Source organism: Acinetobacter sp. V91_7 (assembly GCF_031799075.1).
GTDB lineage: Bacteria > Pseudomonadota > Gammaproteobacteria > Pseudomonadales > Moraxellaceae > Acinetobacter > Acinetobacter calcoaceticus.
Genome location: NZ_JAVQNT010000018.1, coordinates 56,715 through 82,540, shown reverse-complemented (window position 1 = coordinate 82,540; position 25,826 = coordinate 56,715). Strand labels below are relative to the sequence as shown.

The 25,826-nt window shown below is 37.7% G+C and carries 25 protein-coding genes; 15 read left to right on the top strand and 10 right to left on the bottom strand.

Annotation, left to right across the window (positions count from 1 at the left end; translation table 11 throughout):
• Window positions 1-69 precede the first annotated feature (69 nt).
• The 4 genes from RMB03_RS01005 to RMB03_RS00990 all read left to right on the top strand — a co-directional run bounded on the left by RMB03_RS01005 (window position 70) and on the right by RMB03_RS00990 (window position 4,442).
• Window positions 70-1,197 (top strand): exodeoxyribonuclease VII large subunit, encoded by a 1,128-nt coding sequence (locus tag RMB03_RS01005; RefSeq protein WP_311073230.1) that lies wholly within the window; start codon window positions 70-72, stop codon window positions 1,195-1,197.
• Complete coding sequence (locus RMB03_RS01000) at window positions 1,194-2,171, top strand: hypothetical protein (protein ID WP_311073229.1); 978 nt, start codon at window positions 1,194-1,196, stop codon at window positions 2,169-2,171. Before RMB03_RS01005 ends, RMB03_RS01000 begins: the two co-directional genes overlap by 4 nt.
• 137 nt (window positions 2,172-2,308) lie before the next feature.
• The gene (locus RMB03_RS00995) at window positions 2,309-3,688 is read left to right on the top strand and encodes an AAA family ATPase (RefSeq protein ID WP_311073227.1); all 1,380 of its coding nucleotides are present in this window, start codon (window positions 2,309-2,311) and stop codon (window positions 3,686-3,688) included.
• A complete protein-coding gene (locus RMB03_RS00990) occupies window positions 3,672-4,442 on the top strand; it encodes a retron system putative HNH endonuclease (protein ID WP_311073225.1) in 771 nt (256 codons plus the stop codon). Before RMB03_RS00995 ends, RMB03_RS00990 begins: the two co-directional genes overlap by 17 nt.
• Window positions 4,443-4,520: 78 nt before the next feature.
• Here RMB03_RS00990 and RMB03_RS00985 read toward each other — a convergent pair whose 3' ends face one another.
• Window positions 4,521-5,603, bottom strand: a complete 1,083-nt coding sequence (locus tag RMB03_RS00985; RefSeq protein ID WP_311073223.1) for an SH3 domain-containing protein — start codon at window positions 5,601-5,603, stop codon at window positions 4,521-4,523.
• Window positions 5,604-5,766: 163 nt separating this feature from the next.
• Between RMB03_RS00985 and RMB03_RS00980 the strand changes: the two genes are divergently transcribed.
• Complete coding sequence (locus tag RMB03_RS00980; protein WP_311073221.1) at window positions 5,767-6,096, top strand: hypothetical protein; 330 nt, start codon at window positions 5,767-5,769, stop codon at window positions 6,094-6,096.
• Window positions 6,097-6,343: 247 nt separating this feature from the next.
• Here the strand turns inward: RMB03_RS00980 and RMB03_RS00975 are convergent, their stop codons facing one another.
• The gene (locus tag RMB03_RS00975; protein WP_311073219.1) at window positions 6,344-6,823 is read right to left on the bottom strand and encodes a GNAT family N-acetyltransferase; all 480 of its coding nucleotides are present in this window, start codon (window positions 6,821-6,823) and stop codon (window positions 6,344-6,346) included.
• A gap of 529 nt (window positions 6,824-7,352) precedes the next feature.
• On the opposite strand from RMB03_RS00975, the gene RMB03_RS00970 reads away from it, so the two are divergent.
• The 5 genes from RMB03_RS00970 (at window position 7,353) to acnA (ending at window position 14,577) form a co-directional block, all read left to right on the top strand.
• Window positions 7,353-8,942 carry a peptide chain release factor 3 gene (locus RMB03_RS00970; protein ID WP_311073217.1) on the top strand — a complete coding sequence of 530 codons (1,590 nt, stop codon included), beginning with the start codon at window positions 7,353-7,355 and terminating at the stop codon, window positions 8,940-8,942.
• 69 nt (window positions 8,943-9,011) lie between these two features.
• On the top strand, window positions 9,012-9,854 hold the full coding sequence (locus RMB03_RS00965; RefSeq protein ID WP_311073215.1) for a hypothetical protein: 843 nt from the start codon (window positions 9,012-9,014) through the stop codon (window positions 9,852-9,854).
• Window positions 9,855-9,945: 91 nt separating this feature from the next.
• Window positions 9,946-10,887, top strand: coding sequence for an RsiV family protein (locus RMB03_RS00960; RefSeq protein WP_311073597.1), 942 nt, complete (start codon window positions 9,946-9,948; stop codon window positions 10,885-10,887).
• The gene (locus RMB03_RS00955) at window positions 10,887-11,699 is read left to right on the top strand and encodes a TatD family hydrolase (RefSeq protein WP_311073213.1); all 813 of its coding nucleotides are present in this window, start codon (window positions 10,887-10,889) and stop codon (window positions 11,697-11,699) included. The genes RMB03_RS00960 and RMB03_RS00955 overlap by 1 nt, the downstream gene beginning before the upstream one ends.
• 124 nt (window positions 11,700-11,823) lie before the next feature.
• Complete coding sequence (acnA, locus tag RMB03_RS00950) at window positions 11,824-14,577, top strand: aconitate hydratase AcnA (protein WP_311073211.1); 2,754 nt, start codon at window positions 11,824-11,826, stop codon at window positions 14,575-14,577.
• A gap of 45 nt (window positions 14,578-14,622) precedes the next feature.
• Here acnA and RMB03_RS00945 read toward each other — a convergent pair whose 3' ends face one another.
• On the bottom strand, window positions 14,623-15,378 hold the full coding sequence (locus RMB03_RS00945) for a DUF4261 domain-containing protein (RefSeq protein WP_045126275.1): 756 nt from the start codon (window positions 15,376-15,378) through the stop codon (window positions 14,623-14,625).
• A gap of 112 nt (window positions 15,379-15,490) precedes the next feature.
• Here RMB03_RS00945 and RMB03_RS00940 point away from each other — a divergent pair, with 112 nt between their 5' ends.
• A complete protein-coding gene (locus RMB03_RS00940; protein WP_311073208.1) occupies window positions 15,491-16,252 on the top strand; it encodes a tRNA threonylcarbamoyladenosine dehydratase in 762 nt (253 codons plus the stop codon).
• 51 nt (window positions 16,253-16,303) lie between these two features.
• Here the strand turns inward: RMB03_RS00940 and RMB03_RS00935 are convergent, their stop codons facing one another.
• Complete coding sequence (locus RMB03_RS00935; protein ID WP_080547764.1) at window positions 16,304-16,426, bottom strand: hypothetical protein; 123 nt, start codon at window positions 16,424-16,426, stop codon at window positions 16,304-16,306.
• Window positions 16,427-16,522: 96 nt separating this feature from the next.
• On the opposite strand from RMB03_RS00935, the gene RMB03_RS00930 reads away from it, so the two are divergent.
• Window positions 16,523-17,422 carry a LysR family transcriptional regulator gene (locus RMB03_RS00930; RefSeq protein WP_311073206.1) on the top strand — a complete coding sequence of 300 codons (900 nt, stop codon included), beginning with the start codon at window positions 16,523-16,525 and terminating at the stop codon, window positions 17,420-17,422.
• 33 nt (window positions 17,423-17,455) lie between these two features.
• Here the strand turns inward: RMB03_RS00930 and RMB03_RS00925 are convergent, their stop codons facing one another.
• From RMB03_RS00925 to RMB03_RS00900, 6 genes are all read right to left on the bottom strand, one after another.
• Window positions 17,456-17,851, bottom strand: a complete 396-nt coding sequence (locus tag RMB03_RS00925) for a hypothetical protein (protein WP_311073595.1) — start codon at window positions 17,849-17,851, stop codon at window positions 17,456-17,458.
• Between the two features lie 171 nt (window positions 17,852-18,022).
• The gene (locus RMB03_RS00920; RefSeq protein ID WP_132070822.1) at window positions 18,023-18,541 is read right to left on the bottom strand and encodes a hypothetical protein; all 519 of its coding nucleotides are present in this window, start codon (window positions 18,539-18,541) and stop codon (window positions 18,023-18,025) included.
• A 334-nt stretch (window positions 18,542-18,875) separates the two neighbouring features.
• Entirely contained in the window at window positions 18,876-19,880 is a 1,005-nt protein-coding gene (gene dusA, locus RMB03_RS00915) for a tRNA dihydrouridine(20/20a) synthase DusA (protein ID WP_004641201.1), read from the bottom strand.
• A 141-nt stretch (window positions 19,881-20,021) separates the two neighbouring features.
• Window positions 20,022-21,212 (bottom strand): MFS transporter, encoded by a 1,191-nt coding sequence (locus RMB03_RS00910; RefSeq protein WP_005036838.1) that lies wholly within the window; start codon window positions 21,210-21,212, stop codon window positions 20,022-20,024.
• Window positions 21,213-21,230: 18 nt separating this feature from the next.
• Window positions 21,231-21,638: a RidA family protein gene (locus RMB03_RS00905; protein WP_005036835.1), complete on the bottom strand. Its 408-nt coding sequence runs from the start codon at window positions 21,636-21,638 to the stop codon at window positions 21,231-21,233.
• 67 nt (window positions 21,639-21,705) lie between these two features.
• A complete protein-coding gene (locus RMB03_RS00900) occupies window positions 21,706-22,632 on the bottom strand; it encodes a DMT family transporter (protein ID WP_003654988.1) in 927 nt (308 codons plus the stop codon).
• A 238-nt stretch (window positions 22,633-22,870) separates the two neighbouring features.
• Between RMB03_RS00900 and RMB03_RS00895 the strand changes: the two genes are divergently transcribed.
• From RMB03_RS00895 to RMB03_RS00885, 3 genes are read left to right on the top strand one after another with little or no spacing between them, the layout of a single operon-like run.
• Window positions 22,871-23,998, top strand: a complete 1,128-nt coding sequence (locus RMB03_RS00895) for a Re/Si-specific NAD(P)(+) transhydrogenase subunit alpha (RefSeq protein WP_004641209.1) — start codon at window positions 22,871-22,873, stop codon at window positions 23,996-23,998.
• A gap of 11 nt (window positions 23,999-24,009) precedes the next feature.
• Window positions 24,010-24,324, top strand: coding sequence for a proton-translocating transhydrogenase family protein (locus RMB03_RS00890; protein ID WP_003654992.1), 315 nt, complete (start codon window positions 24,010-24,012; stop codon window positions 24,322-24,324).
• Window positions 24,325-24,336: 12 nt separating this feature from the next.
• Entirely contained in the window at window positions 24,337-25,791 is a 1,455-nt protein-coding gene (locus RMB03_RS00885; protein WP_017391250.1) for an NAD(P)(+) transhydrogenase (Re/Si-specific) subunit beta, read from the top strand.
• Window positions 25,792-25,826 lie beyond the last annotated feature (35 nt).

Below are 25,826 nucleotides of genomic sequence, written 5' to 3'. Positions count from 1 at the left end.
CTAAATAGCCTATTTCCAATAAAGCTTTCAGTAGATATAGACAGTTGTATATAGATTTTAAGATGTATTATGAACCAGAATTTTTTACCCACTTTTACCATCAGTGACTTACATTGTTTTTTAAATGATACATTAAATGCTTGTATTGCTCAGCGGAAACAAGAACGACAATTGTTCGGCGTGCGGGGCATATTAAAAAATGTTGAGCAAGCAGTTGAAAACTCAAAATGGCCATCAGTCTATGATCTGATCATTCAAGATACTACTGGGGCGATTGAAGTTGAGATTCCAAAACATCTACTATCCAGTTTCAAAAATGGTAGTTATGTTGAAATACATGGAGTGCCAACATTTAACTTTTTTAGAGAGCAATGCACTAAAAGATTAAAGGGGTACACTATACAGGCGATTGAAGATGATAGTGCAATACAAGCATTCCAGTCGAAGCTGTCAACATTAGATGTTTTAAAAAAACATAGACCTAAGAGCCATATTTTCCCTAACCAATTTGATCTTTCAGTCGGTGTGATTTACTCCTCAGCAAGTAAAGTTGATATACAAAAAGACTTTTACAATTATCTCAATGAATATCGTGATGAGTTCAATTTTGATGAGAAGCCTGTCAGCTTGAGCAATGTTGATGCTTTATCACAAGTAATAAGCTCCTGTACTGATCACGATGTTGTTGTGGTTATCCGAGGTGGGGGAAGTAGTGAGGCATTTGATATTTTTAATGATGAAAAAGTATTAAAGGCCTTTTCTAATTTGAATGGATATCGAATTGTAGGCTTGGGGCATAATTCCGATGTAACACTTTTAGACTACTTGGCGGATCATTCTGCAATTACTCCATCAGATGCAGGAATACACTTAAAAGGGCAGTTTGATGAGTTATTTTCTAGAAATGACATCTTAGAGCAACAGAAAATTAAAATTTTTAAGCTAGAGAGTGAGCTCAAAACAAAAAGTGATGATGTGATTGCTTTGTCTGCTAATTTAAAGCAACTATCTGATCGAACAGATATACAGATATTAATGAACGAAAATAAGAGTTTGGTTGAACTTAATCATGAACTAAAACAACAAGTAAGCAATGGACGGAAGTATGACGAAACTAACAAAAGAAGCTCTGTTGCGATGTTTATTATTGCCATTGTTGCTGTTATTGCCGGGGCAGTATTAGGAAGACTAATGTGAAGACAGTAGATAAAGCAAAGCTGGTGATAGAGGCTTTGAAACATAAATCGTCGGTACAGGATATTAAAAAGCAGATTTGTAATGATAATGCTGACTGGGATAGAGTCAGCAAAAAAGCTTATGATTTATATCTTCAAGAAGCACGTCAACAGCGCAAAGTAGATGAAAAAACTCGGCATGTAATTGTTACTTCATTAGAGGATATCAATGGAATTATTCAGCTTAATTACCAACTTCTAGAATATGCTTTAAGCCTACCTTCGACAGCGACTCTTAAAGAAGTAAAGAATATTCAAAAGTTAATTTCTGATATGCCAGCAAATGAACATAAAATCATAGATGCCTTTGCAAGTATTGTCATGAATCCTCGAATGCGAGCGCTACAGAAAAAAGGTCGATTTCAGCATTTTCCTCCTTTTAAAAACTTTGCACACATTATTGAATCTGCTGTGATTTCTTACTATCGAGGTAATTTTATAGGCTCTTATTTGACCTTGATTCCTGTTGTTGAGGGGGTGATGTTAAGGTGGCTTGGTTATTTCGGAACGGGTAAAAAGCCTACGTTTCCTGATCTAAAGACATTCTTTAGTAATTCTTATCAGAGACAACCATGTCCGAGTAATGTTTTGTTTTATGACATTTTCTCAAAAGCATGTGACAAGTTACTTACAGAACATTTATTTAAAGACTCGCGAGATGGTGATGCATATTCAAACTTTAATAGGCATTTAGCAGCTCATTTGCTAAGTGATTCAGAATTTGCCACTAGAGAAAATTGTGTCAGACTTTTTTTGACTCTGGACTTAATGTCAGAACTTTACTTGTATGAAACTTATTGTAGTGACCCCAGATTTTATTTGAGTGGTGAAGACATTTCACTTGAAATGAAAGAATATCGCAAACTATTGGTACAGTTACATAGTCTTGAAAAATTTCTTTTACACGATAAGGTTGCTCACAAGCATGATAGTTAATAAAAAATATTATTGTACCATTAGAGTTGTTGTATAAATTAGTAACTATTATTTGAATTAATTAAAATAATTAAAACTCTCTCTTTTCTATGCGACAATAATGTCATGAAGCAAAATTTTTAAATATAGGCTTTAAGATGCTTTTGCAAAAAGTAACTCTTTTAAACTTTCGTTGTTATGAAAGATTAGAAATTAATTTTAAAGAACGAACAACTGTATTGGTCGCTATCAATGGTCAAGGTAAAACTACAATTTTAGATAGTATCCGTATAGCATTATGGCCTTATGTGAGTCAGTTTGATCTTGCAAAAACAGCTTTTGCCGATCCTGCAAATACAATTACTATTGATGATATCCGTATTATCAAAAAAGTTGATGATGATCAATTAGAAATGGCTAGGCAACTACCTTCTTCAGTATCTGCTACATGTCATTTTGATGGTCGAGCATTCTGTTGGGCACGTATTCGTGATAGTGAAGCAAAACTGTCTCGAACGAAAGATGATAATGGCACTAAAAAACTAAAGGATTATGCCAAGAAAATACAAGAAAGAATTAGGAATTTAGACCAAAGCACTCTAGATTTACCTGTTTTTGGTTACTATGGTACTGGACGTTTATGGAAAGAAAAGCGTTTAACTGAGAGTAAAAAGAATACTCGTGATGAGGTTAATGCCAAAATTAGAACCTTTGCCTATCAAGATTGTTTAGACCCAGCTTCAAGTTTTAAGCAATTTGAAGATTGGTTTATTGCTGAATATAAACATGACTTTGCGAAAAAAATAATAGCTTTGGAAAAAGGAGTCACTACTTTTCCAGCAGCTAACGATACAATATTAGCAGTGAAAGGGGCTGTAGATATAATTTTAGAAACGGTAGGCTGGAAAAATTTGGCGTACAGCCAACAGTATGAATCGTTGATTCTAGAGCATGAGCAATACGGGGTTATGAAAATGTCTCAGCTCAGTGATGGGATTAAAAATATGATTGGTATGATTGCTGATATAGCTTATCGTTGTGTGTTACTTAATGGGCATTTAGGAAAGGATGCTGCACGACTTTCAACTGGTCTAGTAATGATTGATGAAATCGATATGCATCTTCACCCCCAATGGCAACAAGTTGTAATTTCTTCATTAGAAAAAGCATTTGAAAATATACAGTTTATTGTTACAACTCATAGCCCTCAGGTTTTAACGACAGTTACGTCAACAAGTATTTGTATACTTGAAGATGGTAAAATGTATGATGCTCCAGAAGGAAGTCAAGGGGCAGAGTCAGCACGGTTATTGAAGCGTATTTTTGGTGTTGAGACTAGACCTGAAGACTTAGAAATAACGAAAAAATTAAGGGCCTATGAACGGATGGTATATGAGGATAAGTGGGGGGAAAAGGAAGCTTTAGAATTAAGAATACAATTGAATGAAGCGTTTGGTGATCAGGAACCATTATTAGATGAACTTGATCTATATATCGAAAATAGGGAATGGGAATTAGAACTTGAAAAAAATCAATAAGTCACTCCCCCCTAATCCGTTAACAGAATTTTATGCTTCTCATGAAAAGGGGAGTTGGGATAATTTTAGAAACCATTCAGATAGCTATGATCGGCTTAAGGAACTAATTTTTTTAGATCAGGGAGGGCTTTGTGGTTACTGTGAAGATAGCATTGGTGATTTAGATAAAACCAAACGACAAATCGAACATTTCCATGATAAGGCAGATAAAGATTATTCTATAAATAACTGGGCACTAGATTGGAATAATGTTTTTGGAGTATGTAAGGGAGGATCAGATCAAAAAGCAAAGTTTCCCACACCACAAAACTTAAGTTGCGATGCACATAAAAATCATTATTTGGACTCTCCTATTACAGAGGGTGTATACCTTAATCCTTTGGAAATACCATATTCATCAATTTTTAGTTTTGATAAAGCTACAGGTTTTTTGGTTCCAAATGAAGAGGTATGCAAGTTTTTAGATGAGTATAAGCCTAATAATTATAGTAATTTTAAAGAATTAGTAGATGAGACTATTAAAGTTTTAAATCTGAATTGTGATCGTCTGGCACTAAAGCGTAGACTGATTTTGTTTGAATATAATCGTATTATTCAAAGAGCAAGAGAGATGAATAATACTAAGATTCGTGAACAATTAACGGAACACTGGTTTCAAAAAAAATGGCCTTCTTTTTTTACAGTACGACGATATTTATTGGGTGAAATAGCTGAACAGTATTTAGCAGGGAATGGGTACTCTAGTCCAGAATGATCTCATCGGAATTATGTGAATATTGTTAAGGGGCTGGGGTGGTTGTGCATGATAAATTTATTGGTATCCTCCAAAATACTATTGTTTAATGGTTGTGGAGAATTTTCTTAATACATATCCAGTAATTGGTTTGTTCTCGCGAATAATTTCAACTTTTAACCATCTTATAGCAAGTTCAGGTTCGTCATGAATTGTAAGGATTTGCCCAATACTGAGAGCTTCAATTATTTCTGCCGAAGAGGATGGGATAGTGTATAAGTAAGTTCCTTGCAAAACTACTCGTTTTCCTTTGAATATATCTGAATCAAAAGTTGATAATTCTGTTTTTATTAATGCTTTAATTTCTTCTTTTGTTTGATTTGGTTTTAAAATACTTTGAATTTTGTCGTGAAAAATACTACTTAGTAAATTGATAACAAGCGAATTTAATGTACTTGCAGAAGATGCAGCAGTCATTACACAGGCAAGAAATAAACTCGAAATATAAATTAGATAATAAACTCGGGCTTTTGCTTCAGTTGATAATTTATAAAAACGATTCTGTCTCTCATCTACAGATAAATCTTCCTCACTTTCATGGAAATAATGGCTTACTTCTTCTTCTATTTGAAGTTCTTGTGAAATATCTAAGGCAAGATCAGTGTGAATATCTAGATCAGTATCATTAGAAATATTATTAAAATTAAGTGGATAGATTTCTTGCATTGTTCTTGCAATTGACATCATATCTGAATTGGTAAGTGCAGAAGAAATAGACCTAAAATAATTATCATTAAAATAGTATTTCCCGTTCATTGACATAAAGGGGAACTGCTCAGCGATTTGATTACTTTTCATAAAAAATGAATTTTCGAATGCCTTACTCACCTTTACTATTGTAGGTTCTTCAAGTGTCTGAAAAAGTTTTGAAGTAGTAGATTTTTCAAATGCTCTAATTAATTTTAAGGTAGGAGATTCTTCTAAATCCTTCATTATTTTTATAGTTGGATTAAGATCATTCATAGTTTTAAAAATTGCTGATCGATTATTATAGAATTTTCTTAATGCAGATCCTCCGGTTGCAGCATCAATGAGCTTTTGTGTTCTTTGATTTTCTTCTATAAAAGCTTGTATTTGAGGGTTATTAAACCAGAAGTTATCTATTTTATTGTCTTTAGGCATAGTGTTACAACTAGATTTATTTAAGAATATTCTTGTATCCTACAACTTCAGACTATCATGTCAATAAGGTTGGTTTGATGCCTTATCAAAAGAATTGTATTAGTTTTAAAGTATTAATTTATTCGTTAACTATTTAGAAAAGAAAATATATTTTGAGTGAGATATGAAAGCTTATAATTTTATCTTTACGTATGCCATGTCCCAGAGTGGGTACCATAGTGACAAGAAATGTGAATCAATAAAAAAATTAGAAAATAAGATTGGCAATAGGCAAATAGAAAAATGGACTAAACTAGCTAAAGTAGAAAATACTTTTATAGGTGAGTTAGTACTTCACACTTGTAGTATTTCTGAAAAAAGGGAAGAAGCTAAGCAGATTGTAAGAACTGTATTCGAAGAGATGATGTTTGAAATAGAAGTATATAGTGATGTTACTTTTACTATAGCCATGTTGGTTGATGGGTTAGGTGAATATTTGGAATTTAATGCGTAGTTTGTGTAACTTAAGATATATCAACAATCGTTAAATCAGTGTTGATATATCTGCTACAACTACACTATTAAAATTTTTGTTTTGCCATTAGGTCCAAACGTCGCTTACAAGCATCAGGTAATCTTTGGTAGTAGCAAATCGTTGAAAGATTCCTGTAATATTAATCAATAGTTTAATGTTTAGTGTTGTTAAAAATAACAGTGATTATAATGCAATCAGTGAGAGCTTATACGAGACTGAATTTTGCTTATTTCGAAAGCTCATATGTTTGAATAGACTTTTTCAACTGATCAATTGGAAGATAGAACTCATCTTTAAAGCCAAGCTTTTTCATAAAAGCTTGGCAATCCTTATTTGGGCATTCTATTTGTAAATATTCATATCCAAATTTTTCTCCGAAATTGCAGAGTTCTTTCAGTAAAGCAGTTCCATAACCTTTATTCTGTTTTTTAAACCCGATACGAGCGACTACAATATATTTCTTATCTTTATGGTCGGCAAATGCATATTTTCCAAATCTGAGATAGATATCATCAGAACTTTTACTAAATGCAATATTTACATTCGTTTGAGGTTTCTTTTGACTTAATTGCATGGATGAAACCCATGGACGCGAATATCCTAATTTTTCTATAGTAAACCTTCGAACTAAACCCGAGATTTCATTTTGTTCTTCAAGTCCAATTAATCCATTTTCTTCTGATGGTTGGAATGATTCTATATTCATTTTTACTCTCAAACTATAATTTCAATAATTAGCTAAGCAGGTCAAAGTATTAAAGACTTTTGCTATCCTTGACCTAAAATGGTGCTATTTAAGTGACCTCCTCATGCACAGGAATTTCAGCTTTTCTATCTAAAAAGTCTGCATACCACTGAAGCATAGAACGTCTGTTTCTCAGCCATTTAGCATGGTTATAAGTTGCTCTTGTTTTATCATTATCAGTATGTGATAACTGTTTTTCAATTCATCTATTATCACTGCCCAATTCATTTAAAAATGTTGATGGAGTAGCTCTGAACCAAAAGAGATGATTGATAGACTATAAAGTGAAAATTTTAGAAGTCATGAACGTTAATGTCTAAGTAGTGACCTCTAATTTTGAAATATGTGGACAAGTCTGGAGTTGTCCACAAAGTCGATGAAACACTTTATAAATCTGCTACAATTGCGCCAATTTAAATTTTCTCTCTCGCCATTTACTGTCACCTTTTGAAGTGTGTACAAATTGGTGTACAAATTGTAGATACTATTCATGTTTAAAGAAGAATTAGCTAAGCAGGTAAAGGTTCGTAGGACTTTTGCCATCATTTCCCACCCCGATGCCGGTAAAACCACCATGACAGAGAAATTACTGTTATGGGGTAAAGCAATTCAGGTTGCAGGGATGGTAAAAAGCCGTAAATCTGACCGCGCAGCTACATCTGACTGGATGGAAATGGAAAAAGAGCGTGGAATTTCTATTACCACGTCTGTTATGCAGTTCCCATATAAAGGTCATACCATTAACTTACTCGATACACCGGGACATGAAGATTTCTCGGAAGATACGTATCGTACCCTCACCGCAGTTGACTCAGCGTTAATGGTGATTGATGGTGCAAAGGGTGTCGAAGAACGTACCATCAAATTGATGGAAGTGTGTCGTATGCGTGACACGCCTATCATTTCATTCGTAAACAAGATGGACCGTGAGATTCGTGAGCCACTTGAGTTACTTGATGAAATTGAAAATGTCCTCAATATCCGCTGTGTACCTATTACATGGCCATTAGGAATGGGCCGTGATTTTGCTGGTGTATACAACATTATTGAAAATAAATTGTATGTCTATAAAGCAGGTTTTGGTTCAACCATTACAGATATTGAAGTACGTGATGGCTATGATCATGCTGATATTCGTGAAAAAGTAGGTGATTTGGCTTGGGCATCTTTTGAAGAGTCGCTTGAGCTCGTACAAATGGCGAATGAGCCATTAGACCGCGAATTATTTTTACAAGGTAAACAAACTCCGGTTCTATTTGGTACGGCATTAGGTAACTTTGGTGTTGACCATGTCCTAGATGCTTTCATGGGCTGGGCACCTGAACCTAAAGCGCACCCTACACAAGAGCGTGTGGTTGACGCGAAAGAAGAAGGTTTTTCTGGTTTTGTATTTAAAATTCAAGCCAACATGGACCCGAAACACCGTGACCGTATTGCCTTCATGCGTATTTGCTCTGGTAAATATGAAAAAGGTTTAAAGATGAACCACGTGCGTCTTGGTAAAGATGTCCGCATTAGTGATGCTTTGACATTCCTTGCTGGTGAGCGTGAACATTTAGAAGAAGCGTGGCCGGGCGATATTATTGGTTTACATAACCATGGCACGATTCAAATTGGTGATACTTTCACAAGTGGTGAAAATCTGCACTTCACAGGTATTCCTCACTTTGCGCCAGAGATGTTCCGTCGTGTGCGTTTAAGAGATCCATTAAAGTCAAAACAATTGCAAAAAGGTTTGAAAGAGTTGTCTGAAGAAGGGGCGACTCAGGTATTTATGCCGCAAATCAGCAATGACTTGATTGTTGGGGCGGTAGGTGTGCTCCAGTTTGACGTGGTTGCTTATCGTTTGAAAGAAGAATATAAGGTTGACTGTGTTTATGAGCCTGTAAGCGTTAATACAGTTCGCTGGATTCACTGTGATGACGAAAAAATTCTGAATGAATTTAAGAAGAAAGCACATGATCAACTTTCTATCGATGGTGGTGGACATTTAACTTATCTTGCTCCAAGCCGAGTGAACTTGCAGATTATGCAAGAGCGTTGGCCTGATATTCAGTTCCGTAATACACGTGAACACTGATCATTTTAATGTGACAAACAGCTTCGAATAGAAGCTGTTTTGTTTTGAAAAATAAAAAAGGATGATGAAATGAACTTGAGTAAAAAGACAATTATTGCGCTGGTGGTTGCAGTCATAACATTAATTTCTGCTATTTCTATTTTTGTCTGGAAAAGCTCTCAGTCTTCATCATCTTCTCAAACGAAACTAGCGGGCGCCCAAACTCAAAATATTGAAAAAGCTGAGGTACTGCCATTTCTCAACTTACAACAAGTAAAAGCCGATTATGCTTTGCCATTTTGTGAGAAGAAAAATTGTATTGATGTTGATATTCAAACAATAAAGACTCAAGACGCATGGTTAAATGAATGGATCGCCAAAAGTCAGACAAAAGTGATTCAAGATCAAATTGATTTGAAAAAAGACTTGAGCTTGCAGCAGGCGATTAATGCCTATGTTAAAAAGTCTGATGAATGGCAAGATAAATATTCAAAGAATCGGGCTTATGAATTGCATCTTCATACCCGTATTGCTTCGCAGCGTAATCAATATGTTTTATTGCAACTGGGGCTTGATACCAAGCAAGAAGAGCTCACGATTAAAGATCGTTATTACTTTTTTGTTGCCGATCGAAAATTGCATAAAAGTTTAAGTTTGTTAGATGTTTTAAAAAAGGATCAACAAACAGCTATGCATCAAATGGTGCAGGTAGCCTATCAAGACTGGTTAAAAAAGCAGACTGTTGAAATAAAAAAAGAAGCACCAAAAACTTTATATTGGGGGCAAGCGGATTGGTTCTTTGATGGTGAAGGTATTGGACTGCATTATCAGGCAAACCAAATTACTAAAGAGGCACCACAGCTCGATATTTATTTATCTACAGAACAAACAAAAAAAATATTACAACCCGAGGTTTATGAACAAATGTTTTAAGATGGTAGCAGAATTTGCAACCTCTATTTATATGCGCTAATTTCTTAGAAAAGGCACTGCGTAATCTCCTTAGAATAAAAGGCAAAATATGATGTTATCTTCTAAAGTTTCACTGCGATTAACTTTGCTTGCTTCTGCTATATTTTTGGTGGCATGCCAACCTAAAGCCGATCCTAAGGATTCTCAAGAACAGCAGAAACCAGCAGTCGAAGAGCAAAAGCCAGTAGAGCTGACTTTGAAGGGTGAAACAATTCCGAGTAAGGTTGCTTTACCTGATTGTGATGGTAAAACTTGTCCCGAATTTACAGTTGAGCGTTTACAGAGTAATTTTCCATTTATTGATAAAATTGTAGATCAGCAAATCTTAAAGGCTCTAGATCAAATTTTAGAGATTGCTGAACCCGATGCTAAAGTGAAGCAACCAGATCAAAAAACAGAAGCTTCAGCAGTTGCGGGTGCAGAGCAAAAAAATAGCTTTGATGCACAGGTTCAACGTTATGCAAACTCATTTATTGGTCTGGACAATGAGTTAAAAGCTTTAAGTAGTAGTCATCAAATTAATCTTTTAGTTAAACCTAAGATTTTGCAGGCTCAAGGTAAAGTGGTCACTGTTGTACTTAATAGCAGTAGCTATTTGGGTGGTGCTCATGGTTCTGCTGCACAGCATTATTATAATTTTGATTTAAAAGAACAAAAGCAGATCAAGCTTGAAGACTTGTTACGTCCACAGCAAAAAGTAGCGTTAGAGAAGTTGGCGCATGAAGCCTTTAAGACTTGGGTTACAGACTCTAAACTGGCTGATAATGTCGGTGATTATGAACAAGCTTGGCCATTTAAATTATCCGATAATTTCTTATTGGGTGAACAAGGTTTAATCCTTCAATATGGTGAATATGAAATTGGACCATATGTGGTGGGATTACCTCGATTAGTCATTCCTTATGATCAATTACAGGAAGTCTTGAAAAAAGAGTATTTGCCGCAGCCTAAAGCGCAACCAGCTTCAACACCTGTTGCAAAAAGTGGAAGCTAATGCGTCTGTTTGATACGCATACGCATTTTGATGTTGCCGATTTTGATGAAGATCGGCAACAGTTAGCGCTTAATGCCAAAAAAGCTGGGGTTGATGCACTGGTTTTAATTGGTTTTGTGCAGTCACGTTTTGATGAGTTGCTACAAACCCATCATCAGTTAAATAGCTGGAAAAATGTACCGACTTCATATCTAGCACCCGGTTTACACCCATTTTATATTGAGCAACATCAGCCAGAACATCTTTCTTATCTTGAGCAAATTTTGCAGAAAGAAGAATGCGTGGCAGTCGGTGAAATTGGTTTAGATACTTTCTTAAAAGAGCATAAGCACCCTGATATCTATGCGAAGCAAAAACAATATTTTGCCGATCAGTTAGAGCTTGCAACCCAATATCAAAAACCAGTACTTCTCCATATTAGAAAAGCACATGGTGATGTACTCGCAATATTAAAAGCTCAGAAATTTAAACTGGGTGGAATTGCCCATGCTTTTAGTGGTGGCATAGAAGAAGCGAAAGGCTTAATTAAACTTGGGTTTAAAATTGGTGTGACAGGGCAAATTACTAATCCGAATGCAAAAAAACTTCATACGGTTGTGCAGGCCATAGGTGCAGAGCACTTGGTGATTGAAACAGATTGTCCCGATATGACCCCACTTTGTTGCCAAACCTCAACTGAAGAGCGTACCCGTAATACCCCAGTTAATTTGCCTTATGTTTTGCAAAGTTTGGCAGAAAACCTAAACATATCAGCGTCAGATTTGGCCGTACAGCTTTGGGAAAACTCGCTCTCGGCGTTGAAATTATCGTAATAAAAATCAAAGATTAGAAATAGTAACTAAAACAAAACACAGCGATTAGAAAAGAAGCTTAAAGTAAGAAAACAACATGTAAAAACGTGAAAAATAACATTGCCAGACATGGGAGGATAACCCAATGGCTAAGTATAGCAATATCAATAGTTTTAATGCTTTACAGACGCTAACAGTAGGTTCCAGCAATTATCAGATTTTTAGCTTAGCCCAAGCCGAGAAAACGCTAGGGGATATTGCCAAACTACCGAAATCTTTAAAAGTATTATTGGAAAACTTATTACGGTTTGAAGACCAACTTAGTGTTAAAACTGAACACATCTATGCCTTAGCAGAATGGTTAAAAACCAAAGGTTCTGAACAGGAAATTCAATATCGACCTGCTCGAGTTTTAATGCAGGATTTTACAGGGGTACCCGCTGTAGTCGATTTGGCAGCAATGCGAGCAGCCATGGCTCAAGCTGGTGGAGACCCAGAGAAGATTAATCCGTTATCTCCAGTCGATTTGGTGATTGACCACTCGGTGATGGTTGACTATTTTGCCGATGATCAGGCTTTTGAAGAAAACGTACATATTGAAATGCAGCGTAATGGCGAACGATATCAATTTCTACGTTGGGGACAGTCTGCATTTAATAATTTTAGTGTAGTGCCGCCAGGTACGGGGATTTGCCATCAGGTCAATTTAGAATATTTGGCCCAAGCAGTGTGGTTGGGAGAAGATGAAGGCAAAACTTTTGCATTTCCTGACACCTTAGTGGGAACAGATTCGCATACGACCATGATTAATGGCTTGGGTGTTTTAGGTTGGGGCGTAGGCGGTATTGAGGCTGAAGCAGCAATGTTGGGCCAACCCATCTCTATGCTTATTCCTGAAGTCATCGGTTTTAAACTTACAGGAAAATTACCAGAAGGTATTACAGCAACAGACTTGGTACTCACTATTACTCAAATGCTTCGCCAAAAAGGTGTGGTGGGTAAATTTGTAGAGTTCTATGGAGATGGTTTGGCAGATTTGCCTCTTGCTGACCGTGCAACCATTGCCAATATGGCACCAGAATATGGTGCAACCTGTGGTTTCTTTCCAATAGATGAAGTGACTATAGGATATCTGAAACTGACAGGACGTCATGAAGACCGTATTGAGCTCGTTGAAGCCTATAGTAAAGCTCAAGGTTTATGGCGAAATGCTGGTGATGAACCTGTTTTTACAGATACTTTAAGTTTAGACATGACTACGGTGCAAGCAAGTTTGGCTGGACCAAAACGCCCGCAAGACCGAGTGCTGTTATCAGAAGTACCTAAAGCGTTTAATGCACTCATGGAATTAACGCTAAAACCAGCAAAAGAAGCAAAAGAACGTCTAGAAAATGAAGGTGGTGGTACTGCTGTAGAGGCAAAAAAAGCAAATATTCAACATGAAAGTCCATCTTGTGTGATTGAAGGGCAGGAATACCCGTTAAATCATGGTGATGTCGTAATTTCAGCCATTACCTCTTGTACCAATACCTCTAACCCAAGCGTGATGTTGGCGGCGGGGTTACTTGCTAAAAAAGCCATTGAAAAAGGCTTGCAACGAAAACCATGGGTGAAAAGCTCTCTTGCACCTGGTTCTAAGGTCGTGACTGATTATTTGTTGGCTGCTGGGCTTACGCCGTATTTAGATGAGTTGGGTTATAACTTGGTGGGGTATGGCTGTACAACCTGTATTGGTAACTCAGGCCCATTACCCGAGCCAGTCGAAGATGCAATTCAATGTCATGATTTGAATGTTGCATCTGTACTTTCTGGTAACCGCAACTTTGAAGGACGAGTACATCCATTAGTTAAAACCAATTGGTTAGCTTCACCGCCTCTCGTGGTTGCTTATGGTTTAGTTGGGAATATTCGTACCGACCTGACAACAGAGCCTCTTGGTGAGGGTAAAGATGGACAGCCTGTCTATTTAAAAGATATCTGGCCAAGTCAGGCAGAAATTGATGTTGTCTTGCAGAAAGTAAATACAGAGATGTTCCACAAAGAATATGCTGCGGTCTTTGATGGTGACGCGAGTTGGCAAGCGATTCAGATTCCAAAGAGCAAGACCTATGAATGGGCCGATGACTCGACTTATATTCGACATCCTCCTTTCTTTGAAGGAATTGGAGAGCCACCAAAGCCAATTAAGAATATTGAACAGGCGCGTATTTTGGCTGTTTTAGGTGACTCAGTCACAACCGACCATATTTCACCAGCGGGGAATATCAAAAAAGATAGTCCTGCGGGTCGGTATTTGCAAGAGCAAGGGGTCGATCCCAAAGACTTTAACTCGTATGGTTCTCGACGTGGTAATCATGAAGTGATGATGCGAGGAACTTTCGCCAACATTCGTATTAAAAACGAAATGCTTGGTGGTGAAGAGGGTGGTAATACTATTTACATTCCAAGTGGTGAAAAGCTTGCCATTTATGATGCAGCGATGCTTTATCAACAAGAAAACACACCTCTTGTGATTATTGCCGGTAAGGAATATGGAACAGGTTCTTCACGGGACTGGGCTGCAAAAGGAACAAATTTATTAGGTGTAAAAGCAGTGATTGCCGAGAGCTTTGAGCGTATCCATCGTTCAAACCTAGTCGGTATGGGAGTGTTGCCATTACAGTTTGTTGATGGGCAAACTCGTCAATCTCTTAATTTAACGGGTCATGAAGTGATATCAATCCGTGGTTTACTGGACGGAATTCAACCTCATCAAATTCTTGAAGTTGATGTAAAACGGCCCAATGGGGTAGCGAGTCATTTTAATGTGTTGTGCCGAATTGATACGTTAAATGAGGTCGAGTACTTTAAGGCTGGTGGTATTTTGCATTATGTACTTCGAAATTTGATTGCAGAATAATTGAAAAAGAAACCCTGTAAATTACAGGGTTTCTTTTTTTGAAACTTAACTGAACTTAAATAATTTCTTCCAGCTAAATGAAGTAGTTAGCATCCAAACATCGAGTGGATTAAAATATAGTGAATCTAAATCAAAGAAATCCCCAGATGCTTTTCGGGAAAGCTTTAATAATTCTGAATTTTCATCTATCGAAAAAGTTTGATTCTCTAACAACTCTGGATTTTCGATAAGGATATATAACAAGAAATGATTCAGAATATAGGATGCTTGATCTACTTTTAGATTTATACATCCATCTGGTTTGCCGAATTGATGCATTCCACAAGAATAAAATAAATTATCATCGGAAATAATAGGAATAAAGCCTTTAAACAGATCTAGGGTATTTTCAGCACTATAACTAAGCCAATCACTTTTAATATGTGTAAGTCCAGAAGTCTCAACTTTAATTGCTAAGCCACCTGCTTTGATGAGGGCTTGCCCTAACAACAGAGCTTGTTGTGCTAACTCGATCGATCCACCCTCACAAACAACATAAATAACCATATTATGTCGATCAATTTTTTCTAATTCACTTTCAGAAAAACGGCCCATACTCAATGATCTAAAAATCTGACTTACATTAGGATCATTTTCATACTCTTCAATTTCAGCATAATACTCATTTGTTAAAGACTTAATAATTGAGCCTGCGTAAATATATCCTGTTTCATTAGTGAGGAGGGCATGTAATAGAGCTTGATGATTTTCCCAAACACCTGGGATACATAAGACAATTTTTTGATTAAGTTCTTGATTCATTATTAATAAATTTTAAGGGACTTTTGCTATTTATAATATCGTAAAAGATATCCTATGCCTAATTGATTCAGGTAAAATAGCTACCGTATTTCGTGCCCCCCCAAGAGTAACAATGACCGATCTCCAACAAGATGAATATGAACGTCGTTTTGCAGGTGTAGCCAAAGTTTATGGTGATTCATCGTTCCAACATTACGAGCAAAGTCATGTAATGGTGATTGGTATTGGTGGTGTGGGCAGTTGGGCTGTAGAAGCTTTGGCTCGTACCGGAATTGGGGAAATCACATTAGTGGATATGGATGTTGTCGCGGCATCAAATGTGAACCGTCAGCTACCAGCGATGACCTCTACATTAGGCTGTGAAAAAGTTGAGATTATGGCGGAGCGTTGTCGCCAGATTAACCCGCGTATTAAAGTAAATATTATTGATGACTTCCTTACACCTGAGAATGTCACAGAGCTTTTAAATCCTGTACCGGATATTGTTCTAGACTGTATTGATGACGTTAAAGCGAAGTTGGCTTTAATGCTGCATTGCCGTTTTAATAAAATTCCTTTGATTGTTTCGGGTGGGGCAGGCGGTAAGCTCGACCCACTTAAAATTCGTGTCGCGGATTTATCAAAAACCGAACAAGACCCGATGTTGGCAAAGTTACGTAGCCAGCTTCGCGCTCGTGGTATTTGTAAAAAGCCAAAAGAGAAATTTGGAATTACCTGTATTTATTCCGCCGATAACCCATTCTCAAGTGCAGATGTGTGTCCATCGGCTGGTTTACGCTGTGGGGGCTATGGTTCAGCGGTGGTTGTGACTTCAAGTTTTGCCATGATTGCAGTAGCCGAAGTTTTGAAAAAGCTCAATTTAAAGAAAGCTTAATTTAAATATTAAAAAGGCATGCTCTTATGTTTGGGTATGCCTTTTTCTTTTTTAGTCATATAACTCTATCGTGTCATGTTTGGGCTGTGTTGGAAGCTGTTGATCGTAAAATTTAAAGCACCATAAAATTAGAATAACGACAGTGAATATGGTGAAACCTTTTAAATACTTCATGAATAATTTAATCAAGTGAATGGTCTTGATAAAATTCTAGCGAAGGTAATCTATCTAATCTAATATAGAAAATAGGCTTAATGATCTAATTTTGAGATGGGAATGCTCACTTTAAAACAATTTCAATATTTTATAAAAATTGTTGAAGAAGGCAGTTTTACGGCTGCTTCAGAAAAGCTCTTTATTGCTCAATCAGCTTTGAGTAGGCAGATAAAATTATTAGAAGAAGAGATTAACTTTCAGCTATTTGATCGTACTGACAAGAAAGTAAAGCTTACAACAGCGGGAGAGGTCTTTTATAAGAAAATAAAAGATAACATGCTCTACTTAAATGAAATTATTGATCTTTCTAAAAGTATTTCGGAAGGGAAAAACCGCCAGATTAAAATTGCTCACTCAAGCAGTATTGTCATGGATCATAAAAAGATTCAGATATTAAAAGAAATTAGCTTAGCTAAGCAGATAAATTTTGAGGTGAATACCTTGTCATCGGAGCAGCAAATCTTAGCTTTAACGAGTGGAGAAATTGATATTGGTTTGATTAGACCACCAGTATTGCATAGCCTTGAAGAAATAACGATTTTGAAATTATATGAACAGCCCTTATTTGTCGCTGTCTATATTGATCACCCTAAATTTAAACAAAAACAAAGTATCCAGATAAGAGATTTAGTAGATGAATATTTTGTTTCAACTCCACATCCAAAGCGGGGAGGTTTGAGCTATCTAGTCTCAAACTTGTGTGTAGGAGCTGGCTTCTTGCCTAAAGCAGCGGTAGTCCAATCTCGTAAGATAACCCAATTACACTTAGTCGCTGCAAATTTGGGTATTAGTATTGTCCCTCAAGAATTTGAACAAATATTACCCAAAAATGTAAAACTGATTCCGCTGGAGAATAAGAATCTTTTCTCTGAAGTGGTTTTAGCTTATAGAGCAGACCAAAGTAATCTGATTCAATCTTATGCTGAACATATCTACGAACTGCTACAAGCGTGAGTAGGAGATATCTTTAACCATATGCTGAAATAATTATTGTAGCCCGGTGTGCTCACTAATAAGAAACGTATATTCGCTATTACCGTCTAACTGACGCTCCTGAGACATAATGTCTATTTTTGGGCGTTTATGTTGATAGAATTCTAAATTGATGCAACCACTATTATTAATTGCATAGCGAATATAGTAATTATCTGGTTCTAGAAAAATTGTTGCTTCTTCAAATGAGTGCAGAGATAGAATTTTTTTCTTATCGTGAAAAATCACAGAAGGACAATCTAGTAATCCATTTAAATATTGCTTTCGCATGACATGGATCCGAGCTTGAGGAGCCGTGCCTTTCAATAAATATTGTGGTTGATAAATCCTTTTTTCCGGTACTTTTTTGAAAACTTCTATAACGTTTGTATCGGGAATGGCATACGCCAAACTAAACGATGTCAGTAAGTAACCGCCTAATAGTATTTTTTTCATAAAGTTACATCATCATTTTTGACAAGTACAATATGAAAATCATGCAAAAAAGAAGCCAAACCTGATTTAAAAATTCTGTCTGATCAACTGCTTGGCATATTTGAAAAGGATTGAAAAACCCAATGCTTAGGTAGGTTGCCCTAAACGATAGTAAGTATAAGTGACGCTATCATCTTTATAGACATCATAACTATTTTGTTTGAAGTCAGAGACCCATTCACTTCCTGTGTAGCCAGCAATATGTCCATAAACGTGATTGCGAGTTCTGTGAATGATATAGATGTCACCTTCTTGTGGTTCATCAAAGGCTGGATTAATTTCTTTATAGCCAATCTTTTTTAAGGTATCTCCCCAGTCTGAAGCTGCAATGGGGTGATTCCGAATATCTGCACCAGCAGATTCGAGAGCAAGGCGGATACTACGTGCACAACGAGCTTTACTGCGTCTTGAGGTAATACTTTCTAATTTAGCTACGAATCTATCAACATCTATTGCTGGAGTATCGGAAGTTTCAGTTTGATGATTATTAGGTTTCATGGTGAAAGGATAAGGGAGACTTGGAGTGCTGTGGGATACAACAATGGCTGCCTGATTTGAATCCTGATACATATAATTATCAGCTACTTGTCCGTCATAAATAATCATCGTGAAATCTCTACCGTACTATCTATATCCATATTAAAAAAATCACCACCTACCTGTGGCGTTCAGAGATACTAATAGGCGTACCTTAAAAGTTTTGTTTGCGTTATGTAATAACGTATCTTTTTTCCAAATATTGCTACTTAGAGATCAAAAGATATTTATTAAAATGAAACACAAAAACAATTTAACTTAAGTTATTGATATTTTTATTTAAAAATAATTAATCAGAGCTTAAATTTGAATATTTTAATTCAGTCATTGCGAATATACTCAAAATCTAAGTCCCTGATTTAAAATGCCACATTTTCTTACAATTTAAGAAGCCATCACACGCTTAAGCCTGATGTTCTTTTAAATATTCCTCAGTACGAATTAAAGCTGCTTGCATGTTGCTAATAGCCTGTTCAACATCGCCTAAAGTTTTTGCATTTCCGCCACTTAGCGCCTGACGCCATTTACGTGCACCTGGTAAATTCTGGAATAAACCCAAAATATGACGTGTAATGATGGAGAGTGGAGCACCTTCAGCCATACGCTGTTCAATATAAGGTAGCATTTGTTCCATAATCTCGAATCGATCTGGAGCTTCCAAATTCCAAAGCTGACCCATTTCCGCGAGTAAGTACGGATTATGATAGGCTTCACGGCCAATCATGACGCCATCAACATGCTGTAAATGTGTTTGAGTTTCAGCAAACGTTTTAATGCCGCCGTTAATTTCAATGGTGAGATGTGGGCGCTCTTGTTTTAAACGATAGACATCTTCATAGCGTAAAGGTGGAACTTCACGGTTTTCTTTTGGTGACAGGCCTTTCAAAATAGCAATACGGGCATGAACTACAAAATGAGTGCAACCTGTTGCTGCAACTGTATCTACAAAATGAAGCATCTCTTCATAAGAGTGCATGTCATCAATCCCGATACGGTGTTTCACCGTTACCGGAATGTTTACTGCTTTTTGCATAGTGTGAATGCATTCAGCAACCAAATCTGGTTCTGCCATTAAGCAAGCACCGATTTTATTGTTCTGTACACGGTCACTTGGGCAGCCTACATTGAGGTTAACTTCATCGTAACCCCAGTCTTCAGCCATTTTTGTGCAAGTCGCAAGCTCTTGCGGGTTTGAACCACCCAACTGTAATACGATAGGATGCTCTTGTGCACTGTAGTCTAAATAGCGTTTAGCATCGCCAAAAAGAATCGCGCCTGTGGTCACCATTTCGGTGTATAGCACAACATTTGGGTTAAACAAGCGCGCAAAGAATCGATAATCCTTCGTTGTCCAATCCATCATGGGTGCGACAGAAATACGAGGTTGTAACGATTGAAGTGATTGCATAACCAATAGCCCAAAAGTCGCTAAATTAATGAAAGGGCAGCATTATACGAGGTTTATGCTTGAATCGACAGAGGCATTTAGCCGAGTAATTTATAACCACCCTTGTGTTGAATATAGGGAGATGATTTATAACAAGTTACCTTATTGGGAAATCATTTTCTTTTTTTGTAAGATAGCATCAAACAAGCTAAACAAAATACAAAGTACAACTAACCCAATACCCGCAAGGCAAGTCATCGTCCATCCGCCACGATTCCACGCAAAAATTCCTAATGCTGAACCTCCTGCGCCTCCAATAAAGTAAGTGGTCATATAGATAGCATTAATACGAGATTTTGCATCTGGTCGTAAACGGAAAATAATGCTTTGGTTACTCGTGTGTACGAGTGCTAGTGCTAACTGAATTAAAGCAAAACCAGCAATATAACTCGCAAGCAAAGTTTGTCCATAATAAAAGCAGAGCCAGCTTAACAGGAATAAACCACAGCCTATCCATGTGAGGAGAGTGGTACGTCCCTGATCAGCATATTTACCAATATAACGGGTTGATAAGGCACCAAAGATACCGACTAAAGGTACTAGTCCAATAAACAGATCAGGTAAATGATGTGCTGAGGTGAGGAGTAATGCGATGGTGGAATATAAAATACTCACAGATGCGAAGGCGAAAGCACCTGTAAGCGCTCTTAATAATAGTCTTTTCTCTTGTTTTAAAAGCTGACCCATGGAACCAAATATCTGTCCATAATTCATTTTCATGCGTAAAACATAAGGTAAACGACTTTTTAAGGTATATGCCAACAGAAGCATTAATATGCCGCTTACCACATAAACCACTTTCCAGTGGAATAAGTTAGAAAATAGGCCAGCCAGACTGGTAGAGAGTAAAATACCAACCAATAGGCCACTCATTAAAAAACCAATGATCTCGCCAGTTTTTTCAGGTTTTACAGTCATTGTAGCAAGTGGAATAAGCACTTGAGCTGCAACCGAAAATAAGCCTGCTAAAATTGTACCGATCCATAGCATGGGTAAGTTAACAGCAAAAGCAGAAGTAAATAGGCCAACTGCACAAAGCACCATCAAAAACGGAATAGCCTTGGCTTTATTGACGATATCACCCATCGGAACAATAAAGAGTAGTCCTAGGGCATAAGACACCTGAGCAAATGTAACAGTCAATGCGGCTTGTGCTTGAGTAACAGCAAAGTCTTGTTGAATGGAGTGAATAAGAGGCTGGCAATAATAATTCACACCTGCACATAAGCCACATGCTGCTGCCATCAACCAAAGTAAAGGTTTATTTTGACTGATATCTTCAGGGGTAGACATGATGTTCTCTCGATTTTATTAGGTGTATGCGGTTGCTTCGACTTCAATGAGCATATGCTCTAATGCAAGGCGTGGTACAGGAATGAGTGTACAGGCTGGAAAAGGATGATTTTTCCATAAATTCTGCATAACTTTAATTAAAATTTCATGTTTTTCGACCGAGTGGTCAACAACTAAAACTCTTAATACGGCAATGTTGCTAAGCTCTGCATTGGCAGCAATTAAAGCATGCTTAATGTTATCAATAGCTTGGGAAACTTGTTCTTCAAAGTTTGGGCTTAATTCACCTTTTGAGTTTTCGCCTCCTTGACCTGCAATATGAATAATCTTTTTAAAATTTTCTACCACAGCAACATGACTATAAGCATTTGGAGTAGGGTCGTATAAAGTTGATGGATTTATTATTTTAAAAGTTTCTTTATTCATGGGACTCAACCGTTCAGTAAAATTTAGATGAGTATCCAACCTCAACTTAAGTTGAGGTCAAGAGAAATTAGTATTTTAATCTTTTCTTTCTGAGGGTAATTATCATGACACCTGCAATATTTAAAATACAGCCTACCCATTGCCACATATTGAGATGTTCATTTAAAAAAGTAACCGCGAGCAAAATAGTTAAAACCGGTCCTATCGAAGCAATCATGGCAGATTGAGAGGCACCAAGTCGCTCAATACTTTGCATGAGCATAACGGTAGGTAAAACAGTGACCAAAAAGCCAAGTCCGACGCCATACCAAATTACACTAGATGGAAGTTGTAATAGAAGTTGAATAGGCTGAGGAGTGCTTAATACATAGTGCGTTAATGTACCGATACAAGCGACTGTTAAAGCTAAACCTGTGAAATTCCAAGAACCAAATTTTTTAATTAATGGCGGGGTCAGTAGTAAATAGCCTGCAAAAGCCACAGCACTCGCAAACACGAGACTTGTGCCTAACCAGAAGTTGCCCTGAATTGGTGCATTGTTGTGCTCTTGAAGCATGACCAATACAGTTCCACCATAACTAAGAAAAATGGCAAATAAACTTTTTGCATCTAATTTTTGTTTGTATAGGAAGCTTGAGACTATGACGGTGAGAGTAGGATATAAAAATAGAATAATTCGTTCGAGTGAAGCACTAATAAACATCAGACCCATAAAATCGAGCCAGCTGGCAAAGTAGTAGCCTAATAGACCGGCAAAAATTAAAATTAGCCAATCCTTCTTTTTTATGCCCTGATTATGATGCCTGTTAAACCAGCAAATTAATAGAAAGAACGGTAAAGCGCTTAACATGCGTAAAGCCATCAGGACTGTGGCGTCTACTAATGGAGAAAGGGCATAAGTCTGTTTAATAAAGATTGCTTTTGTACTGAATAGAAAAGCAGAGCAAAGAGCAAAAAAAGACCCGATTTGAAACGAAGATAAAGAAATTTTCATATACAAGACTGTATAAGAGAGACTGTTGTCTGTAAAAAAAGAAAAAGCTTCCTATGTTACACCTCAAATCAAATATCGTGAATCATCAGTTCAAAATATGGGTATTTATTAAATAAATATTGGGTGGTATTTTAAAAAAGTTCAATTAGAATCCAAATTCTGTACAAAGAATACACATGGGGGAAACATTGCAGGTTGCAATGTTTTTGACAATGAGAAATTAGCTTGAGGAACGCTCATGCAAATCGGAATCCCAACCGAAACTGTCGTCGGTGAAAATCGTGTAGCTGCTACGCCAGAGACAGTAAAGAAGTTGATTAGCGCTGGTCATAGCGTTGTGATTGAACGTGGTGCCGGTGTAAAGGCTGCGTACATTGACAGTGCTTATGAACAGGTCGGTGCAACCATTACGGATGATGCCTATACGGGTAGTCAAATTATTTTGAAAGTTCGTGCGCCACAAGGCGGGGAAATTCAAAAACTTCCAGCAAATACTGCTGTTGTAGCAATGTTTGATCCTTATCGTAATACCGAGCTAGATCAGTTTGCGAATCAGCAAGTTTCTGCTTTTGCATTGGAATTGCTTCCTCGTACGCTTTCTCGTGCGCAGAACATGGACGTATTGTCTTCTCAGGCAAACCTTTCTGGTTATAAATCAGTTTTGCTTGCTGCCGCTGAATATCAACGTATGTTCCCAATGCTTATGACTGCTGCTGGTACTGTAAAACCTGCTCGTGTTGTGATTATGGGCGTGGGCGTTGCAGGTCTTCAGGCAATTGCAACGGCAAAACGTTTAGGTGCAATTGTTGAAGCAACTGATTTACGTCCTACGGCAAAAGATCAAGTTGAATCTTTAGGTGGTAAGTGGTTAGACGTACCAATGTCTGAAGAAGAGCAACAACGTGCAGCTGACGCCGCTAAAAATGGTTATGGATGGATGCCGGGTGAGCAATACATCAAAGACCAAGCCGCGATTGTTGACAAGGCTGTATCTAACGCTGACATCGTGATTACAACTGCATTGTTGCCGGGTCGTGATGCACCGCGTCTGATTAAGGCTGAAACTGTTGCCAAGATGAAACCAGGCTCTGTCATTTTAGATATGGCTGTTGAAACTGGTGGTAACGTTGAAGGCTCTAAAGTTGGCGAGACTGTGTTTACAGAAAATGGCGTGAAAATTTTGGGTGTTCCAAATATTCCGGCAACTGTAGCGACAGAAGCTTCTGCACTATATGCACGTAACGTATTCAATTTCGTAGAAACTTTATTCGACAAAGAGAAAAACTTTGCGATTAATCAAGAAGACGAAATCCAAAAAGCCCTATTGGTCACTCATGGCGGTCAAGTACTGCTTAAGCGTGGTTAAGGAGATTTCTCATGGTTGAAACTATTACAATTTTCGTCCTTGCCATCTTCGTAGGTTATTACGTAGTTTGGGGTGTTACACCAGCTTTACATACACCACTTATGGCAGTAACCAATGCGTTGTCATCTATTATTGTAGTGGGTGCAATGTTGCAAACTGTGGGTCTGCCTATTTTGGGTGTAGATGCTAACGTTGCATTTCAAAGTGTGAATGTGGTGAGCGTACTGGGTGCGATTGCGGTATTTTTGGCAAGCATTAATATTTTCGGCGGCTTTGCAGTAACTGCACGCATGTTGGAAATGTTCAAGCCTAAGCAAAAGAAATAAGAGGGCTTTGACATGGAATTTATTCAAGCAAATGCAAATTGGTTGTACCTTGTAGGCGCAATTCTCTTTATCTTGACGCTTCGTGGTTTGTCTGGCCCTAAAACAGCAATTCAAGGTAACCGTTACGGTATGATCGCGATGGCGATTGCTGTAGTTACGACCTTCTTTGTTGCGAATAACCCAGTTATCTGGATGATTGTTGGTGCAATGGTGTTGGGTGCAATCGTTGGTATTGCGCGTGCTCGTACTGTGCCAATGACTCAAATGCCTGAAACTGTTGCATTGATGCACTCGTTAGTTGGTTTGGCTGCTGTCCTAATTGCAATTGCTGCAATTTTACACAACAACCAACTCACTGAATTGTTTGCTCAAAATGAGGCGGCTTTAACCGCGGCTGGTGTGCAACATGTGCACATGAGCAGTGTTCACTTATTTGAATTGTTCGTAGGTTGTTTTGTTGGTGCGATTACCTTTACTGCATCTGTCTTTGCGTACGGTAAATTGGCTGCAAAAAAATGGGCGAAAACAATTTCTGGTGCATGGGTTAAACCTGTTCAAGCGCTTATCTTTATTGCGATGTTGGCTTGTGGTTTCTACTTCTTTACCACTGGCAATATGACTGCATTTTGGGCAATGACAGCACTTGCACTTGCATTTGGCTGGGTATGGATTGCACCAGTTGGTGGTGGTGATATGCCTGTAGTGGTATCGCTTCTTAACTCATTCTCGGGTTGGGCTGCGGCAGGTATTGGTTTTACACTTGAAAACAACATGTTGATCGTTGCGGGTTCTCTCGTAGGTTCATCTGGTGCGATTCTCTCGTATATCATGTGTAAAGCAATGAATCGTTCAATCATCAATGTATTGTTTGGTGGTGCAATGGGTGGCGCGGCAGTTGCTACAGCTGCCAAGGGTGAGCAAGTTCAGCGTAACCATCGTTCTGGTTCTGCTGATGATGCTGGTTTCTTGATGTCAAATGCAGACAGCGTTGTGATTGTACCGGGTTATGGTATGGCGCAAGGTCGTGCACAAAATGCTGTAAAAGAATTGTGTGAAATTCTAAAAGAGCAAGGTGTTCGCGTTCGTTTTGCGATCCATCCAGTTGCTGGTCGTATGCCTGGTCATATGAACGTATTGCTTGCTGAAGCAGACGTAGCATATGAAGACATCTTGGAAATGGATGAGATTAACTCAGACTTCCCTGCAACTGATGTGGTGCTTGTAATTGGTGCAAACGACGTAGTAAACCCTGCTGCGAAAGATGATCCAACTTCACCAATTTATGGTATGCCGATCCTTGAAGCACATAAAGCGCGTACAATCATGGTGATTAAGCGTTCTATGGCAACAGGTTATGCTGGTCTAGACAACGATTTGTTCTATAACGAAAAAACAATGATGATCTTTGGTGATGCCAAGAAAGTTGTTGAAGATATGACAAAAGCAATCAATGGTGGCGGTCACTAATCTGCCCTCAATCAGGATTGTAAAAGCCACCCTCG